This is a genomic window from Duodenibacillus massiliensis, from assembly GCF_928721995.1.
Classification (GTDB): Bacteria; Pseudomonadota; Gammaproteobacteria; order Burkholderiales; family Burkholderiaceae_F; genus Duodenibacillus; species Duodenibacillus massiliensis.
The window spans coordinates 406,132-423,500 of sequence record NZ_OV788642.1 but is presented as its reverse complement, the minus strand read 5'-3'; the positions used below and the strand labels follow the sequence as shown (position 1 = coordinate 423,500).

Genomic DNA, 17,369 nt, shown 5'->3' with positions numbered 1-17,369 from the left:
TGCATCAAAAAAATAGTTTGTTGATTTAAAAGAGAAAACGCGAATTTTCGGTTTTAGGGGCCTACTTTTCCGAATGGAAGCTCCATCTGCGGAGATTCCTCACAGGAAGCCTCTGGCTCATCTCGGCCGAGGATTGACGGATTCAGGATTTGTTCCAAGCGGATGTATTTCCAAAGACTCTGCCTCACAACCCAGTTAAAAGTGCTGAAATGCCTGTGGTTACGGCTACGCTGAAACAAGATTTGCAGCAACAATGTCGCAATCAAAGCAATCCACACCTGACTGCGGACAGCGTTTTCCGTTGTTCCGAAGTATGCCTTGACCACCGTGTTTTGCTTGAGCTTTTTGAAGAAGAGCTCCACCTTCCATCTCTCGCGGTAAAGCTCTGCAATCGTTTCAGCAGGGCTGTCGAAATCATTCGTAATGAATTCAAACCAACGATCTTCGATCGTATCGAAGTACCGAACCACCCGCCACTTCTTTTCGCCGCAGACTTCCTTGGCGGTCTCGCCGGTAAAGGTAATGTGATAGTCGGACCAGTTGTTGCCTTCTCCGACCAGGGTGCTTTCATCGAGCGGTGTATGAGCAGCGTTCTTTTTTAGCCGGGTAACAAACACCGTATTTCTTTTGTCAATCCAGTTGAACAGGCGGTAATCGTTATATCCCCGATCCATTACGATAATGGCCTCCTGAGGCAGTTGCTCGATGACGGCTTTGGCGCACCTGACGTCCGCTTTCTTGGCCACCGTAATAACAACGACTTCGGGTAGTCCCAGCTCATTGGACAGTCCGGTATGGACTTTGATTCCCTTCTTGTGCCGCCGAAAGTTCGCCCAGCCATAAAGCTTGCAGTCGAGGCTGATTGTTGAGGAGTCAATCGAGAAGAGCGCCTTATCAAATTGAGCTTGTTTTTTATGGCCAAGTTCGCAGCGAAACTGCTCCAGAACAGCAAAATAGAAGTCCTTGAAGATCAGGGGATTGGAGTGATTGTTGTTATAAGCCAAGGTGGTTCTTTTCATGAACTTAGCCCCGGTGTGAACAATTTTTTCACCGGCTATTGCCATGCCGAGCACCACTTCCCGCAAGGGACTGGCTCCTGACAGTTGTCCAAACAACATGGCCGTGAAATAATCCCGTGGCGTAAACTTCCGCGAGTTACAAGGCTTGAGCGGATACTTTGCCGCAATGGCTTCAAATGTGTCCATGGGCAACACCTTCAGTAGTTGCGCAAAGACATGCAGTCCGACCGAATTCATGGTGGCGCGCTAATTTGTAGTGTGGAAGCTTCAAATATACGCGACCACCATGATTCTTTTCAGCGCACCTTTCCCATTGAGATCCGATTTTTTCTTACCCTAAAAAATTGGCCCCAGTTGTTAGCTGAGGCCTCGCGCGCGCTTTTAACTTGTTTTCGTTTTGGACAGCAGTAATTTTTTTAAAATAAAAACAGCCGCGATTCCTCCTGCGGCTCAAGCCGCAGGTTTCCTCGCGGAAATTCTATGAAAATGTCATCTACACCCAGACCAACATCGATATGCTCAAGCAAAAGACGGTCTGGGAAATTGTGACGCCCGAGCTGCACCCTGTGGTCGCGAAGATGATCGAAGCGGGCGTAGCCGCAAAGTGCGATTCCTACGAGGCGCTTGCCAAACACATCGGCTGCCCGGTAGATGGGCTTAAGGCCGATATCGAAGAGCACAACGCCGTTACGCGGCTGCCGGCAGAGAAGCGCCGCGACCGCTTCGGCCGCACGGTCTATCAGAAAGAACTCAAGGCGCCGTTTTACGCTCTGCAGGTTAAGCCCGTGATGATCGAAACCGTGGGCGGCATTACGATTAACGAAAAGAGCGAAGTGACGACGCTGCTTGGCCGACCTATTGCCAAGGGCCTTTTTGCGGCGGGTGCCGTTGCCTTCGGTGAACATTTCGGCACCGGATGCCGCTCGGGCGAAGCCTATGTCTACGCGGGTGTTACCGGCATGGTGGCGGGAGAGCAGGCTGCTAAGCTGAAGTAAGACAAAAGCGGGCAACGTGCCGGTGTGCTTAATTTGCCGTGAGCACGTCGGCAATACGCGTCGTGTAGCAGCGTGAGAGCCGCTCACGGCGCATGGCGGCGCCCGAGGAGAGGGTGCTGACGGCGGTTGTAAGGGGACTTACGCCGTAGCGCGACGTCAGGCTGTCTAATACCTGCATGAGTTTTTCCCGCCGCTCCTGCTCCGGGGACGGTGTGTCAAAGAGATCGAGGGGCTCAGGTGTGCCCTCGGGCACAAGTTCGGAGAGAATAATCCCTGCCTTTTTGTACCCCACGCTGCGCACAAAACGCGCGCGCATCATCTCGCACGCGGCGTGCGTGATGCGCGCGGTGTCGGCGGTGGCGTACTTAAACACCGTCGTTTCGTGAATCACGTGCTGCTTCTGGCGGGGGTTAAAGGTGTTGGAAAGGACAAACACACTGACGGCCAAAGCCCGGCAGTGCTGCTGCCTTAAGCGCCTTGCGGCCTGAGCGGCGTGAACCGCAAGCGCCGATGCAGGGCGTGCCCGCAAGTTCCTTTTGGGTTCTTATAAGCGTCACCCCGAAGCGCCTGCGGATGAGGGCTTCATCGGCGTTTTTAAGATCAAGGGCGGTGGTGATGCCCATCGTTTCAAGTGCTGCGGAAATCTGACGGCCCACGCCCCAGACGTCGCCCGCGGGGATCGTGGAGAGCGCTTTTTCCTGCCGCTCGGGCGTGAGTTCCGTCCAGTTAAAAACACCCTCAAAGATGCGGTAACGTTTGGCGATGTGGTTACTGAGTTTGGCGAGCGTCTTGGTGGGGGCAATCCCCACGCAGGTGGGAATGCCCACCCACTTTAAAACGCGGCTGCGGATCATCCGCCCGAGTTCGGTCACGGATTCAATGCCGGTGACGTCGGCAAAACATTCGTCAATAGAGTAGACCTCAATGGAGGGCACAAGCGATGCGATCGTGCGCATCATGCGCGAGGACATGTCGCCGTAAAGCTCGTAGTTACTCGAAAAGACTTCGACCGCATTTTTCTCGATGACGTCTCTGACCTTAAAAAGCGGTGTGCCGCGTTTGAGCCCCAGGGCCTTCGCTTCTGCGGTGAGCGTCACGATGCAGCCGTCGTTGTTGCTTAAAACCACGACGGGCCGGCCTCTGAGCGCCGGGTTAAAGACGCGCTCGCAGGAGGCGTAGAAGGTGTTGCCGTCAATGAGCGCGTACACGGTTGCTTCTGTCCTTACGGTTAATCTTTTTCAAGTTTACCTCCGGAAGGTTGTTTTGAAAAGGTAGTGCATGGATGCAAAGGACTGAAAATTCGGATATTATTTGAAAGTTAAGGGCTTATTCAAAAATCAACGGGCAGATCACTGTCAACTACCCCTGACTGAAGTCAGAGGCTTGGCAACAAGTCTTGGTTGACTAGCCTCAGTCCGTTTTCGGACGGACTCCGCTGGTTGGGAATCCGTTCCGTCGCAAGACGGGACGCAAACAGGCACCGCGGGATGTCGATCCTAGTCCCGCGCTCTGCGGTCTGCGGTTAAAAGCTCTGAGAGGTAGGAGCGGTGCTTCAGACAACAAACCCCTTCCAACATTGGCGAAGGATCACCACCGACCGCAAGGTCGAGCAGACGGAGCCCGTGAGGTATCCGTCAATGGAGAACACTTTGAAAGTTTTTGTGTTGAATATGCGCGGGCAACCGCTCATGCCGTGCTCCCCGCCCAAGGCGCGTAAGCTCCTTCGGGCCGGGAAGGCCGTGCCTGTGCGCCGAACGCCCTTTGTGATTCAACTGACGGTGCCGACGGGCGAAACCAAGCAGCCGATCACCTTGGGTGTGGATGCGGGCTACAAGCACGTCGGCCTGAGCGCAACGACCGCCAAGGAAGAGTTGTTGGCTTCCGAGGTCGAACTGCGGCAGGACGTGACGGGCTTGCTCTCGGATCGCTTGGCACTTCGCCGCGCCCGACGCAACCGCAAGACCCGCTGCCGCGCACCACGCTTTGCCAACCGCGTTCGATCGGAGCACAAGGGCTGGCTTGCGCCGTCCGTGGAGAACCGCATTCAGGCGCACATATCGCGCATTGAAGCGGTTTGCCGAGTGCTTCCGATCACCAAAATCGTGATTGAAACCGCATCCTTCGACATTCAGAAGATCAAGAATCCCGAAGTCGAAGGCACGGACTATCTGCAGGGCGACCAGCTTGGCTTTTGGAACGTGCGCGAGTACGTTCTTTTCCGTGACGGTCACGTTTGCCAAGCCTGCAAAGGCAGATCGAAAGATCTGATTCTCAACGTGCATCACATTGAGAGTCGGAAAACGGGAGGCGGCGCGCCGGGCAACCTCATCACGCTGTGCGAGGCGTGCCACAAGGCGTATCACGCAGGCAAGTTGAAGCAGTTCAGTCCCCGGCGCGGCGCTTCTTTCAGGGCAGAGACTTTCATGGGCATCATGCGTTGGACGGTGCTCAACCGCCTGCGCGAGCGCCATCCCGAATTGCCTGTCACGAATACCTACGGGTATCTGACTAAACACAAGCGCATCGTCGCGGGCTTGCCGAAGACGCATTGCGCGGATGCTTTCTGCATTGCCGGCGTCCTCGACGCAAAACGTCGGGGCGAATACCTGTTTCAGAAACAGACGCGCCGCCACAATCGCCAGATCCACAAGCTGACGATTCTCAAAGGCGGTGTGCGCAAGCGCCATCAGGCTCCGTACCTAGTGCACGGCTTCAGGCTCTTTGACAAGGTGCCGTGCAAAGGGGAAGTCGGCTTTATTTTTGGCAGACGCTCCTCGGGTGCATTCGATGTGCGCCGTCTGAACGGTACAAAGATTTCTGCCGGTATTTCCTACAAGAAACTTTCGCTTCTTGAGAAGCGAAAGATGTTTTTAACTGAACTGAGAAAGGAGGGCCGCGATTCCTCCCGCGTCTGAAGATGCGGGTTTCCTCGCGGAATTTCTATGAAACAGACAACCGCAAAGGCGCAGGCCAAAACGATCAGCAAGACAACCGGACGCGTGAAGGGGACCTGGGGCGGACGCCGTCCCGGCGCAGGCCGCAAGCCCATGTGCGACAAGGCCATGACCGAAACCGCGACGGTGCGTTTAAGTGTTGAGCAGGTTACGAGTTTCAGGGCACTGGGCGGCGCCATCTGGTTCCGTGATGTGCTTAATCAGGCAATGGCAGCTGATCCCAAGCTCGCCTCAGGCGTCTCTAAGCCTGACGGTCTGATTCCGGTGAAGGTGAAGACTCATGTGAAGGTGCCTTCGGGGTACTCCGCGGTGCAGGCCGGTTTCCCGTCGCCGGCCGAACAGTATCAGGGCGAGAGTATCGACTTTAACGATCTTCTGATCACCAATGCCGCCTCGACCTTTGTACTGAAGGCCAAGGGCGAATCGATGATTGAAGCGGGAATCGATGAAGGGGATCTGCTTGTCGTGGACCGCAGCGTCACGGAAAAGCCCGGTGACATCGTGATCATGCAGGTCAACAACGAATTCACCGTGAAGCGCTTCATGAAGAAAAGAGGAAAGATTTACCTGCACCCGGAAAACAGCTCCGGTCTGTACGACGACATCTTCCCCGGTGACGGTGACGAATGGGTCTGCTTCGGGGTTGTGAAGCACGTCATCAAGTCGATCGGCTAACTGCTTTTTTCGGTTGCTTTTTCGGGCCGCCTTCTTATCAATCGGAAGGCGGCTTTTGTTATCCAGAGAATCCCTGTGAGCGCTGAGAAAAGCCAGGAGGCCACGGACAAAATGAGTCCGAGCGTTTTCCAGGCGGCCTTCGTGGTGATTTTCGTGTAGTGCGCGGCGTCTTTCATAAGCCGAGCGGCGGGCACTTTGTCAAGAAGCCTCACGGCGCCGTCGCCGTAGACCGCCGCCTCTTTGACGGCCGTCTTTCCGCAGCGGTTGACGGCCGCAAAAACGTCGGGACCGCCGAATTTAAGAAGGCCCGGCATATCTTCGCCCAAGCTCAGCGCCGAGCGGATCGCGCGCGGCGCGTCTTCAAGCCTCGGCGTACGGGCGAGAACTTCCAGTGCCGGCGCAATGCCGTACTTTCGGGCAAAGTCCGCGATTTCCGCTAAAGGCCCTGCCAGTGTTTTGAGAACAGCCGGTTTGGCTGCGGCAGCGGAAAGCTCCCGGATAAAGCCCGCCGAGAGTTTGCGGGCGCGGTTGGCGACCTTTAAAACCGCAATCCCGCCTTTGGCGGCGGCTCCTGCAGTTGCCTGTGGGCCGATACTGGCTGCGGCAACGGCAAGGCTGACTGCTGAAAGCGCGGCCGTAAAGGTCTCAGGTTCCGTAAGGCTTTGGTTGCCGGCGAGTTTAGTACCGGCCGTGTAAATGTCGCGGATGTCGCCCACAAGGAAAAATTCGCCGGCGGCCTGAGCCGCTCTCCCGTAGTCCTCATGACTTTCTCCCAGGAAAAAGCCGGCCGCTGTTTCTTTGGCAATATAGGACGGATCACTGCGGATCGCTTGGGCTTCTTCCGCGAGTTTTTCCATTGCGGGTGTCGGGGTGAGGCCCGGCACCGAGGCGTAAAACGCCACGTAGTCAGCGAGATCCCTGTAATTCTTTTCCGCAAAAAGAGTCTGACAGTAGTTTTCCGGATCACGCACGGCAGCCTCCGCCAAATAGTCATAGCGGTCAAAAAGCACGTAATGCGCGCCGACGGCCGCGAGGGCTGCGGCCGGAGAAGCAATGAAAAGAAATTTCAGAAGGCGCATGACGGGCTGTTAGTGCGGGAAAAACCGGGACGGCTGCAGTGTAGCCAAAGCCCGGTGCAGGCGTTACAGAGTCCTTGAGCCCGCTTCAAAATTTTCCGCGTTTTCACGCGACATTTTGTGTCGCAGTCCTTCAGATAATGATTGTCCATAGAAAGGAAAAAAGTGACGGCGGTACATTGGGTCAATAACCCCCGCCTGAAGGCGGAGGCTTGAAAAAGCCTTTATTGACTAGTCTCAGCAAACCTCCTCCGGGAGGGGAGCTACGTTGGTTGGGAATGTACAGGCACCGTGGGATGTTCATCCTAGCTCCACGCTCTGCGGCCAGTGGTTAAAAGCTCTGAGAGGTAGGAGCGGTGCTGCTGGCAAGAAACCCTTTCCAACATTGACGAAGGATGTCAACCGGCCTTCGGGCCGAGCAAGCGGAGCCTGCGGGTATCCGCAAAGGAGACACTTTGAAAGTATTTGTTTTGAACATGCGCGGCAAGCCGCTGATGCCGTGTTCGCCTGCAAAGGCGAGACACATGCTGAAAGCGGGCAAGGCCGTCGTCTTGCGACGCACGCCGTTCACGATCAGTCTGACCGTCGCCACGGGCGAGACGAAGCAGGAAGTGACGCTTGGCGTCGATGCAGGCGCCGAACACGTTGGCATTTCCGCCACGACGGAAAAGGAGGAAGTCTTCGCGTCCGAAGTCGAGCTTCGACAGGACATCAAGGGACTTCTGGCTGATCGTCTGGAATTCCGACGTGCAAGGCGCAATCGCAAGACGCGCTACCGCGCACCACGCTTCGACAACCGCGTTCGATCCAAGCACAAGGGCTGGCTTGCGCCGTCCGTGGAGAACCGCATTCAGGCGCACATATCGCGCATTGAAGCGATTTGCCGAGTGCTTCCGATCACCAAAATCGTGAGTGAAACCGCATCCTTCGACATTCAGAAGATCAAGAATCCCGAAGTCGAAGGCACGGACTATCTGCAGGGCGACCAGCTCGGATTCTGGAACGTGCGCGAGTACGTTCTTTTCCGAGACGGTCATGTCTGCCGGCACTGTCGAGGTCGATCCAAGGATCCGTTCCTCAATGTGCATCATCTTGAGAGCCGCAAGACGGGCGGTGACGCGCCCAACAACCTGATAACGCTCTGCGAGACCTGCCACAAGGCATATCACGCAGGAAAGATCAAGTTGAAGGCACGACGCGGCACGCCGTTCAGAGCAGAAGCCTTCATGGGAATCATGCGTTGGACGTTGCTTGAGCGCGTCCGCAAGGCGCATCTCGAACTGCCTGTCGAGAACACTTACGGGTATCTGACAAAGCACAAGCACATTGTTCTTGGCTTGCCCAAGACGCATTGCGCCGACGCCTTCTGCATTGCGGGAAATCTGAGTGCGCTGCGACGAGGAGAATTCCTCTACCAGCGGCAGACGCGCAAGCACAACCGTCAGATCCACAAGTGTTCGATTCTCAAGGGTGGAGTGCGAAAACTCCACCAGGCGCCGTTCCTTGTCAAGGGCTTCCGCCTTTTCGACAAGGTTAAATGCAAGGGACGAATCGGGATCATTTTCGGTCGGCGTTCTTCCGGGTACTTCGACGTCAGAACTCTGGACGGAGTCCGGCTTTCCGCCGGCATCAGCTCCAAAAAACTGATGCTTCTCGAAAAGCAAACCACTTTTTTAACTCAACTTAGAAAGGAGGTCGGCGCTTCCTCCCCTTCCTAAAGGAAGAGGTTTCCGCGCCGAATCATTATGATCCGTGAACAGCAACCTTAAACCATTCAAAGCGCGGGAAACCTTCGTAGAATCGGATGTTTCCCGCTTTTGTTTTTGCTTCTGGCCGCCGACATGCTTTATACCGTTTTCAGTAATTCTTTTGAGGTCCTCAGGGAAAGCCTGGCCGTGAACTTCGCGGCAGACAATAAAAAAGACACCGGATTTGTCTTTAAGGACACAACGGTCGTGGTCCCCTCGCAGGCCGCGGGCGACATGCTGCGGCGGTTTTTCGCCGACCGCACGGGCGTGTGCGCGGGGCTTTCCTTTAAAACGCTCGGCCAGTGGTTTATTAAGTTCGGCAGACCCTTGATCGGCCTCGGGGAAGCGGGAACGGAACTTGAGTTTCTGATCTGGGATATCTGTCATTCGGATCTCCCCGAAAGGCATCCGCGGCTTAAAAAATTTCTGGACGGCAAAACCCCGGCGGAGCGCTTTGAGTTTGCGATGCACTGCGCGGCCGTGTTTTCGCGCTATGCAACATACCGCCTTGACTGGGTATTGCGCTGGATGGGGAAACCACCCCGGGCGCATGCTGAAAATGATCCCCGCTATGCCGCGGAGGAAGCGGCTTTAAACCGGCATCCCGACTATGCCTGGCAGAAGGATATGTGGCGGGAGCTTGCGCGGCGCGTCACCGACATGCCCGAGGCCCGTGAGTTAAATGACCTTTTTGAGATAGAAGACCGCATGGTGCGCGCGTGGCACGAAAAGCGTGAGGAGAGCGTGCATATCTTCATGCCCTTTACGGTGCCGCCCCTCGTGCTGCCCCTTATTAAGCAGATGGCAGAAGACGCCGAAAGCGACATTTATCTCTACGTCTTAAATCCGTCGTCGGAATACTGGTATGAGGCACTGCCGCAGGCGGCCTTTGACTGGGATTACGGCTCAGAAGACAACGCGGTGTATCAGTACTTAAGGCGCAACGCCACCTCAAGCCGCGCGATGATTGAGCGTGTCTGGACCTTTTTAAATCTGGAAGGGGGAGCGGACTTTGTGGGGATGGAACCGGAAACCAAACCGGACGATCCGGTCGCGGTAACCCACACCAGACACTTTTTTGATCCGGTCACGGAGCGCCTGCAGGACTTAAAGCTTGAGAGCCCCCAGGACGCGGACGCTTACTTTGTGGATCCCGGAAAAGACACTTTTTTAAAGGCACTGCAGCGCTCGGTCTTGACGCTTAAGACCGCGCAAGGGGAGATGCCCGATCCCGCGGACGGCTCGGTGATCGTGGGGCGGGCGCCGTCGCTCATTCGTGAGGTTGAGACTCTCGTTGACTGGCTGCAGTACATTTTCCGCACGCAAAAGGACGTAACACCCGCAGACGTTCTTGTCGTCACCCCGGACATTGAAGGGGCGGCAGGCGTGATTGAAGCCGTGATGAATGCGCAGCCCGAGAGCCGGAAAATTGCCTGGACGATAGCCGACGACCGGGTGAGCGACCGCGCGATGGCGCTTGAGACGTGGAAGGCCTTGGTCGAACTTCTCTTTTCCAGAGCGGATGCCTCAGACCTGGAAGCGTGGCTTGAGATGCCGCAGGCGCAGAAGCGCTGGCAGATGACCGCAGACGACCTCGCGCTCATTCACGCGTGGCTTGTTGCCGGGGGCTACCGCTTTGGATTCTCTGAAGCACATATTGAGCGGTTGGTGTCTGAGGGTGAAGCCGATGCGGCGGACACAGACGGGTCGCTCACGCGGGCTCTGGAGCGCCTCACCGCGGGGCTTTTTTTCGGCGAAAGCCGGGAGCGCGTCTTCGGAGACGTGCGGCCCGCGCCGGGCGCGGAGCGCCGCTGGGAGTCGGTGCTCGAGAACGAAGAACTCTTTGCGCGGCTCACCGAAGTTGCTGCACTGCTTGAAACCAAACGCGCGGAACTCGCGGCAATGGGTGAGGCAGCCGACCCGGAGGTACTTAAGAATTTCTTTGTGTCGCTTACAACGGAACTCACGGACTTTACGGAAGACGAAGAAGCCGCCCAGGCGATCCGGGGAAGCCTTGAAACGGCCGCGAGGGCGCTTGAGGCAACCATGAAGGGGCGGCCGGTGAACCCCCGCGTGTTTGCCAAGGCCGCAACAACGCACGTGGCGGACGCGCTTTTTCACAGAACCGGTAACGGCCTTACCTTTGCCGGCATGAAGGAATTCCGGGGGCTGCCTTATAAAGTCATTGCGGTCGTGGGGCTTAACCGTGACAGCGCTTTTCCGGGTACCAATACCGCTGAAGAGTTTGACCTCATGGCGCCCGGTACGAGCGCGGGTATGCGCGCGCGGCGCGGTGACCGCGACAGCCGCAGCGACAACCGCAATATTTTCCTCGACCTCTTTCTTGCGGCACGGCGCTTCTTTTACGTCTCCTATGCCGAGGGGTTTGAACGTACGCAGTTAAAGCCGCCCTCCGTGGTGCTGGAGGATTTCCTCAGGTTTGCGGCGGCCGCAAGCGGGATCAGGGATGTGGCCGGGCAGGTGACGGTGCCTGCGGCTTTAACGCCCACGGGGCGCGCGAACTTTGTAACGGGCAAACTTAAACGCTGGAAGACCGTGAATACGGCAGCGGGTGACGCCTTAAACGCTGCCTGCGCCGTGAATTTCCGGGGGGAGATCCCCCGTTTTGCCGATGCCCGGTCGGTGCTTACTCCTGAGCAGAACACGGTGACCGTCAACGATATTGCGCAGTACTTCACCAAGCCCTCAGATTTTGTTTTAAGAAAGTTCGGGGTGGTGCTGCCTGATGCCGGTGAAGCCGAAACCGTGCCCTTAAGTCCTTCTGACGACGGGCTGGGGCGCTATCAGGCGTTAAACGCCGTGCGCGGGCCCATTGCTCAAGGCGTCTCGCCCGTGAGGCTCGCCGCAGCCGAGGCCCTTGATCCCTTAAACGGGGCGCCGGGCGTGCGGGAGTGGATCCGGCGCGGGATGATTGAGCAGACGGCCGCTTTTTACGCACAGATCCGGGATATGAGGATCGTGCAGGAATTCCCGGAAGAAACCGTGGAGATTCCGGCGGACTGGGGGCTGACGTATCTTAAAAAACTGGTGTTGCCGGCTCTCACGCTGTACGAAAACCCGGACGGAGGGGAACCCTTGGCGGTCCTTGTTGCTGTGAGCGGCTCTGAAGTCCGTCGTAAGCTTATTGAGTCGGCGATGATGAATGCGTTCGGGCGGACTTTTTCGCTTCGGGTGATGTACGTGATGAAGGGTAATGCCCCGCATGACGCGATAGCGCCGGGTTACTTCGGGACGATTCCGGGGATGGAGACACCGGTTTGCGACACGATTGCGAGAAGTCTTTTATCCCTTTACGAGTGCCTCTTTACGTCGGTGACAGTCGTTGCCGACAACAATGAAAACGGTTTTTCCGGAGGCGATGCCATTTTGTGGCGGGGGTATGAAGGCAGTGAGAGGCTTGCTGCCGCCGAGCGCTTCAGTAAGCCCTTGGATTATCTGTTTGCCCCGGATCCGTACGTTGGTAAAAAAGACAAGAAAAAGAGGAAGGGGGACATTCCTATTCTCGTAACAGCATTGAAAACCTACGCTGACGCGCTCGTTGCAGCGGTTAAAAATGAGGCTGGTGACGTAAGCGGAGAAAGCCATGGCAACTGAAACGATTTTTGACGCTGCGTCCACCGACCTCAGAGGGCGCCTTGTGATTGAGGCGAGTGCCGGTACCGGCAAAACCTGGTCGCTTTCGCGCATCGTGATGCGGCTCGTCGCAGAAGAAGGTTTCCCGATCGGGAGCATCCTTTTGGTGACCTTCACCAAGGCTGCCACCGAGGAACTGAAAAGCCGCGTGAAGGAACTGCTTGCCGAAGCCTCCGACGCGTTGGCGGGGCTTGACGACTGGCCCGATAATGACGCTTCGGATCTTGCGCCCTTTATGAAACGCTGGAAAGCCGCGGGCCTCACGGTAAGTGACTGTGCCAAGCGCCTCACGGCCGCAGTGGACAATTTTGATGATGCATCGGTTTACACCATTCACGGTTTCTGCCGTGAGATGCTCGATAAATGCCTTTTCTCGCAGGGCGGTCAGTTTGACTGTGAGTTTGGGGCGGATGATGAACTACGCGCACAGGTCGTCGATGAATTCATGCGCCGGGAACTCTTAAACCCGGATTTTGATCCGGCGTTTAAAACACGCATCCTTGAAAAGTCGGACTTTGACGCGGTTTTAAAGACCGTCGTCACGCTCTCGCGCCGGAGCAAGCGGACGCAGTGGGAGCTTCTGGATGCAGAACGCTCACAATGTTCGCCCGAAGAGGAGGCCCTTTTGCGGCGCTTTATCGACTGGGCGCCTGCGCGCCTGGCCGAACTCAAGCACCGCGCCGGTATCCGTACGTTTGACGACCTCTTGGTTGATATGGATTCAGCGCTCACGGATCCTGATTTTGCCCGGGCTGTACGAAGCCGCTTTAACGCCGTTTTAATTGACGAGTTTCAGGACACCGACCCCCTGCAGTACGCGGTCTTTAAAACACTTTTTATGAGTGGAACGGGCGACCCCGCATCACTCGTTTTTGTGGGAGACCCCAAGCAGAGTATTTATGCCTTCCGAAACGCTGATCTGCAGACTTACCAGCAGGCGGTAAAGGATATCGGACGGACGCTGAGGCTTGCCACCAACTTTCGTTCCTCTCAGGCGCTTGTCGCAGGCGTCAACGCCTTTTTCTCGGGCAATCAGTCTGACGGTGAGGACGACCGCCGCCGGACGTTTCTCACCGACACAATCGCCTACAGCCGCGTGGGAGCCGCAGGGCGCGCCGAGCCCCTTATGCGTGACGGAAAAGAAGTGCCCGTGTTTGAAGTCTGGACGATGGCTAAAGACAATGTGTACCCGGATACGGGGTCGGCTGACGGTGCGGAAGCCGCCTTTATCGCCGAAGATATTGCACGGCTTCTGGACGGCAAAACGACACTCAAGGGTAAATCCTTAAAGCCCCGCGATATCGCGCTTTTGGTGTCAAAAAAGACGGACGCCGACGCAACGGTGGCAGCGCTTGCGGCGCGCGGCATCCGCGTGCTTAAAACAGGCGAGGACACGGACGTCTTTCAGACCGAAGCCGCAAGCGAAGTTCTCTCGGTGTTAAAGGCCCTTGAAATGCCGCAGAACCGTGCGCTTTTTGCGGCGGCTCAGGCAACGAAACTTTTCGGACGCACGCTCAAGGTGATCCGGGAGGGGTTTGACGAGCGCATCGCCGACACGCTTTTAATGAAAACCATGACGGAGCGCTGGGAGAAGGGGGCGCTTGCCGCGGCCTTTGCGCACCTTTTTACTGAGCGAAATGTTGAAAACCGCCTCCTGCCGCAGGCGGGGGGTGAACGTTATCTCTCGGACGCCCGACAGGTGGTGGAGCTGCTTCACAAAGAATCCCGCCGCTACCGAACGCTCTCGGGGCTCGTAAGGCGCTTTGAAACGCTCAAAAGCCGCACGATGAGCGAAGACAATACGGACCGTAAGTGCCGTGTTGAGAGCGACGAGGATCTCGTCATCGTGCAGACGATTCACTCGAGTAAAGGGCTTGAGTATCCTGTTGTTTATCTCCCCGGCGCGGCGAAGATGCAGATCTCGTCGAGCGGCAACACCGACGGCTATGCCGTTTTCCGCGTAAGAGGCTCTTCAGGGAGCGTGCGGCTTTTTTCGCCCTGCCGCGTAAGCCGCTCCACTGTGAAAGAGTGCTTTGCTGATGAGCAGGAGGAAGGCGTCAGAAAGGCTTATGTGGCTTTGACCCGCGCTTCAAGCCGCGTGGTACTGCCGCAAATTTACTGCCAAAGCAAGGGAAAAATTAACCATTACCGTACCAACAACCTCTATTTGCGGGCTCTGGCAGGTCTTACGCGTTGTCCTGAAGAGGCCACGAAGGGTGCCTTTAATGAAAAGGCCTGCGATCTGCTTGCAGAACTTGAGCATCGTTTTGAAGACGAAGCCGGGCCCTTGTGCCGGGTCGTCACCAAAACGAAGGGCGAAGCGGAAAACCTGACCCTGCCGGCAGAAATCACAAAAGAAGCGGCCGGCGTGATGACGGCGGATAAGTCAGCTGCCTATCCTCTCACAAGTCGGGTTTCAAGTTTTACTTCCATCGTAAGAAGAAGCCTCACGCCCGCACGCATGCCCGTATTGGCCTGCGAAGAAACCCCGGTTTTTGATGCCGCTGACGACGTGATAGACTTTGATGCCGACACGCAAGAAGCGCCCCAGGCGGGTCTTGCCTTATTTAACGCCTGCACGATGAGGGGACCCGATGTCGGCACGTTTCTGCACGAAATCATGCAGCGCGCGGACTTCACGGACGACACGGGCCGCCCGCGTCTGATTGACGCGATGATCCGCAAGTACGCCTATCTTTTCCCGGAAGAAAACCGCGAAGAAGCCCAGACGCAGTGGGCGGCCTACATTGAAAGGATGATGAAAGCGGTGCTCTCAGCGCATCTGACGGATGGTGATGCGCCTTTAAAGCTTTCTGATGTGCCTTTTGCGGCCCGTTACTCCGAGTGGCCCTTCACGATGAGCGTTGCCCGGGGCGCCGGGGGAAAGAAGGCTCCGAGGGCAAAGACTCTTGCGGCGCTTTTAAAAGCGTTCGGACCCGAGTACGCGATTGATGAGCTCGACGATACGGCGCTCACCGGTTACCTCACCGGTACCGCCGACCTCGTTTTTAAGGCGCAGGGCAAATACTGGCTCGTTGACTGGAAGAGTAATTTCATCGGGTCGGGCACGCCCGCGGACTACACGGAAAAAGCCGTTCACGACGAAATGCGGCGGCATAACTACAGACTGCAGTACCTGATTTACCTCACCGCCATGAAGCGCTTCCTGGAAGTCAAAACGGGTGTTGCCGACGGCTGCGATCTGATCGGCGGCGTTTTTTACGTCTTTTTGCGCGGCGCGGGCGAGGGCTCTCCCACGCAGGGGATTTTCCGCGACAGGCCGCCCGCGGAATTGATCCGCGCGCTCGATACATTTTTTAAAACGGGTGAGCGTCCCGTGAAGGAGGCCCGCAAATGACGGACGTGACGATTGAAGCGGCCTGGAAGGCCTACGGCGAACGGTTGCTGGCGGTTGCGGAGCGCTCCAAAAGGACGCTTGCAGAGACGGACAGCACGGCATTTGCCGCTGTGATTGAAGCGCTCGCGGCTGCGGACGCGCAAAAAAGCAGTTGCGCGGAGCTTCCTGCGTCGGTGACTTCAGAGATGCTTGACGCCTGGGAGGCCGCAGGGCTCCTCGTTTCCTACACGGGCGCCGAGGATCCCCTGAAACTTGCGGACGCGCCGCTTGTTGCGGACACCGTGCGCGGGGGCTTTATTTATCAGTTAAGGCGCTTTGAGGAAGAAGCCGAACTCGGACGGCTGCTCGCGCGGGCCGCGCAGTACGTGACGCCTGAAGCCAAGCTCGCGCCGGCACTCAAAACAGCGTTTCAGGCAACGGACACAACGCTCTGGCAAAAACACAACGCCTGCGCAACGGCTGAGCGCACGGCTCTTTGGCGCGAAGGCGCGGGACACCAGTATGAGGCCGTGGAAAATGCTTTGAAGCGGCGCCTTTCCGTCATCACCGGGGGACCGGGCACGGGGAAAACCTCAACGGTGGTGCGTCTTTTAACCGCGCTTCTGGCACGAAACGGAGCGCTTACGGTGGCGCTCGTAGCACCCACGGGTAAGGCCGCAGGGCGCCTTAAGGAGTCGCTGCAGAAGGAATGCCTGCGTGAGCCCGGGCTCTATGCCCTCGTGGATAAGGGCGTAAAGGAAAAGCGCATCACGGCGCAGACCATTCACCGGCTCTTGAGCACCCCCAACACCTCGGGCGTGCGGCCCGGCCCTCAGGCCCCCGTGGAAGCCGATGTCCTCATTGCTGACGAAGCCTCCATGATTGATGTATCGCTTGCCTTAAAACTCATGCGGTCCGTGGATCCTGCAAAGACGCGGCTGATTTTCTTAGGCGACAAATACCAGTTGGCAGCCGTTGGTCCGGGCTCGGTCTTTGCCGATATGACGGCTTCGGGTGGAGCGCTTTCTGAGGCCGTGACAGAACTTACCTACAGTTTCCGCTTTGGCGCGGACTCTCCGGTGGGAAACCTTTCTCGGGCGGTGAATACCGGGGATGAAGCAACCGTACGCACGCTTCTTGCGCACGATAAAAAGTTTGACGCTTCTTACACGGACGATCAGAACGAAGAAATTTCGTTCTCGTTGCCTAAGCGATTTAAGTTCGGGGTGAATGAGGACTTGAGACAGTGGATACGGCTTGAAATGAAGCCCTATTTGGAGCTCGTTAAAAAACGCACGAAAAAAATTGCCGGGAGGGAAGAATCCGACAAACTCAATGATGAAATGCTTGCGGCCTTTAACGCGTTTCGTGTTTTGTGTGCCCAGCGCCGGGGCCCGGACAGCGTGAGTGCCGTAAACCGCCTTGTTGAGGAGCATGTCAAAAACACGGCGGGGGCAGAAACGGACGCCGTCTTTTACCCCGGGCGCGTCATCATCGTGCGCGTGAACGATCAGCAGACGGAGCTTTACAACGGTGACGTCGGCATTGTCGTGCCGAACCCGCAAGACTGTACGGACGGGACCTTCTGGGTGTATTTCGGTGAGGGTAAGTACGTGCCTGCGGCGCTTTTACCGGGGCACGAAACAGCCTATGCGCTCACAATCCATCAGTCCCAGGGCTCGCAGTTTGAGTGTGTGGCGGTGGTGCTTCCGGTTTCAGGGGACTCTGAACTCATCACCCGTGAGCTTGTCTACACGGGGATTACCCGTGCCGTGAAAAAGGCGGCGGTCTTTGCCAATATTGAGGTACTCAAAAAAGCGGTCGCTTCGCCCGTGCGGCGTATGAGCGGGCTGGGAGCGCGGCTTAAAGAGGCGACGCTGCCGTAATTTGTCATCGGTGTGTCATCGACGC

General features: G+C 56.9%; 11 protein-coding genes. 7 read left to right on the top strand and 4 right to left on the bottom strand.

All coding sequences use genetic code 11. The features are described 5' to 3' along the window. Nucleotides 1-53: 53 nt before the first annotated feature. On the bottom strand, nt 54-1,256 hold the full coding sequence (locus tag NXF97_RS01865; protein WP_274956254.1) for an IS4 family transposase: 1,203 nt from the start codon (nt 1,254-1,256) through the stop codon (nt 54-56). A gap of 278 nt (nt 1,257-1,534) precedes the next feature. On the opposite strand from NXF97_RS01865, the gene NXF97_RS01860 reads away from it, so the two are divergent. Continuing rightward, entirely contained in the window at nt 1,535-2,014 is a 480-nt protein-coding gene (locus NXF97_RS01860; RefSeq protein WP_274956253.1) for an FAD-binding protein, read from the top strand. 28 nt (nt 2,015-2,042) lie between these two features. Here the strand turns inward: NXF97_RS01860 and NXF97_RS01855 are convergent, their stop codons facing one another. Together NXF97_RS01855 and NXF97_RS01850 are read right to left on the bottom strand one after the other, a co-directional pair. Next, nucleotides 2,043-2,543: a DUF4113 domain-containing protein gene (locus NXF97_RS01855; RefSeq protein WP_337608919.1), complete on the bottom strand. Its 501-nt coding sequence runs from the start codon at nt 2,541-2,543 to the stop codon at nt 2,043-2,045. Then, the gene (locus NXF97_RS01850) at nt 2,425-3,222 is read right to left on the bottom strand and encodes a Y-family DNA polymerase (protein ID WP_274956251.1); all 798 of its coding nucleotides are present in this window, start codon (nt 3,220-3,222) and stop codon (nt 2,425-2,427) included. Before NXF97_RS01850 ends, NXF97_RS01855 begins: the two co-directional genes overlap by 119 nt. A 429-nt stretch (nt 3,223-3,651) precedes the next feature. Between NXF97_RS01850 and iscB (NXF97_RS01845) the strand changes: the two genes are divergently transcribed. Beyond that, the gene (gene iscB, locus NXF97_RS01845; RefSeq protein ID WP_274956250.1) at nt 3,652-4,929 is read left to right on the top strand and encodes an RNA-guided endonuclease IscB; all 1,278 of its coding nucleotides are present in this window, start codon (nt 3,652-3,654) and stop codon (nt 4,927-4,929) included. A gap of 27 nt (nt 4,930-4,956) precedes the next feature. Continuing rightward, nucleotides 4,957-5,643 (top strand): LexA family protein, encoded by a 687-nt coding sequence (locus tag NXF97_RS01840; RefSeq protein ID WP_022373672.1) that lies wholly within the window; start codon nt 4,957-4,959, stop codon nt 5,641-5,643. Here the strand turns inward: NXF97_RS01840 and NXF97_RS01835 are convergent. Next, on the bottom strand, nt 5,640-6,722 hold the full coding sequence (locus tag NXF97_RS01835) for a hypothetical protein (RefSeq protein WP_274956249.1): 1,083 nt from the start codon (nt 6,720-6,722) through the stop codon (nt 5,640-5,642). The two genes, NXF97_RS01840 and NXF97_RS01835, sit on opposite strands and share 4 nt — an antisense overlap. Nucleotides 6,723-7,114: 392 nt before the next feature. On the opposite strand from NXF97_RS01835, the gene iscB (NXF97_RS01830) reads away from it, so the two are divergent. The 4 genes from iscB (NXF97_RS01830) (at nt 7,115) to recD (ending at nt 17,344) form a co-directional block, all read left to right on the top strand. Continuing rightward, nucleotides 7,115-8,437: an RNA-guided endonuclease IscB gene (gene iscB, locus NXF97_RS01830; protein WP_274956248.1), complete on the top strand. Its 1,323-nt coding sequence runs from the start codon at nt 7,115-7,117 to the stop codon at nt 8,435-8,437. A gap of 123 nt (nt 8,438-8,560) precedes the next feature. Next, nucleotides 8,561-12,082, top strand: coding sequence for an exodeoxyribonuclease V subunit gamma (locus NXF97_RS01825; RefSeq protein WP_274956247.1), 3,522 nt, complete (start codon nt 8,561-8,563; stop codon nt 12,080-12,082). Continuing rightward, a complete protein-coding gene (locus NXF97_RS01820; RefSeq protein WP_274956246.1) occupies nt 12,072-15,479 on the top strand; it encodes a UvrD-helicase domain-containing protein in 3,408 nt (1,135 codons plus the stop codon). Before NXF97_RS01825 ends, NXF97_RS01820 begins: the two co-directional genes overlap by 11 nt. Beyond that, complete coding sequence (gene recD, locus NXF97_RS01815) at nt 15,476-17,344, top strand: exodeoxyribonuclease V subunit alpha (RefSeq protein WP_274956245.1); 1,869 nt, start codon at nt 15,476-15,478, stop codon at nt 17,342-17,344. The genes NXF97_RS01820 and recD overlap by 4 nt, the downstream gene beginning before the upstream one ends. Nucleotides 17,345-17,369: the final 25 nt, after the last annotated feature.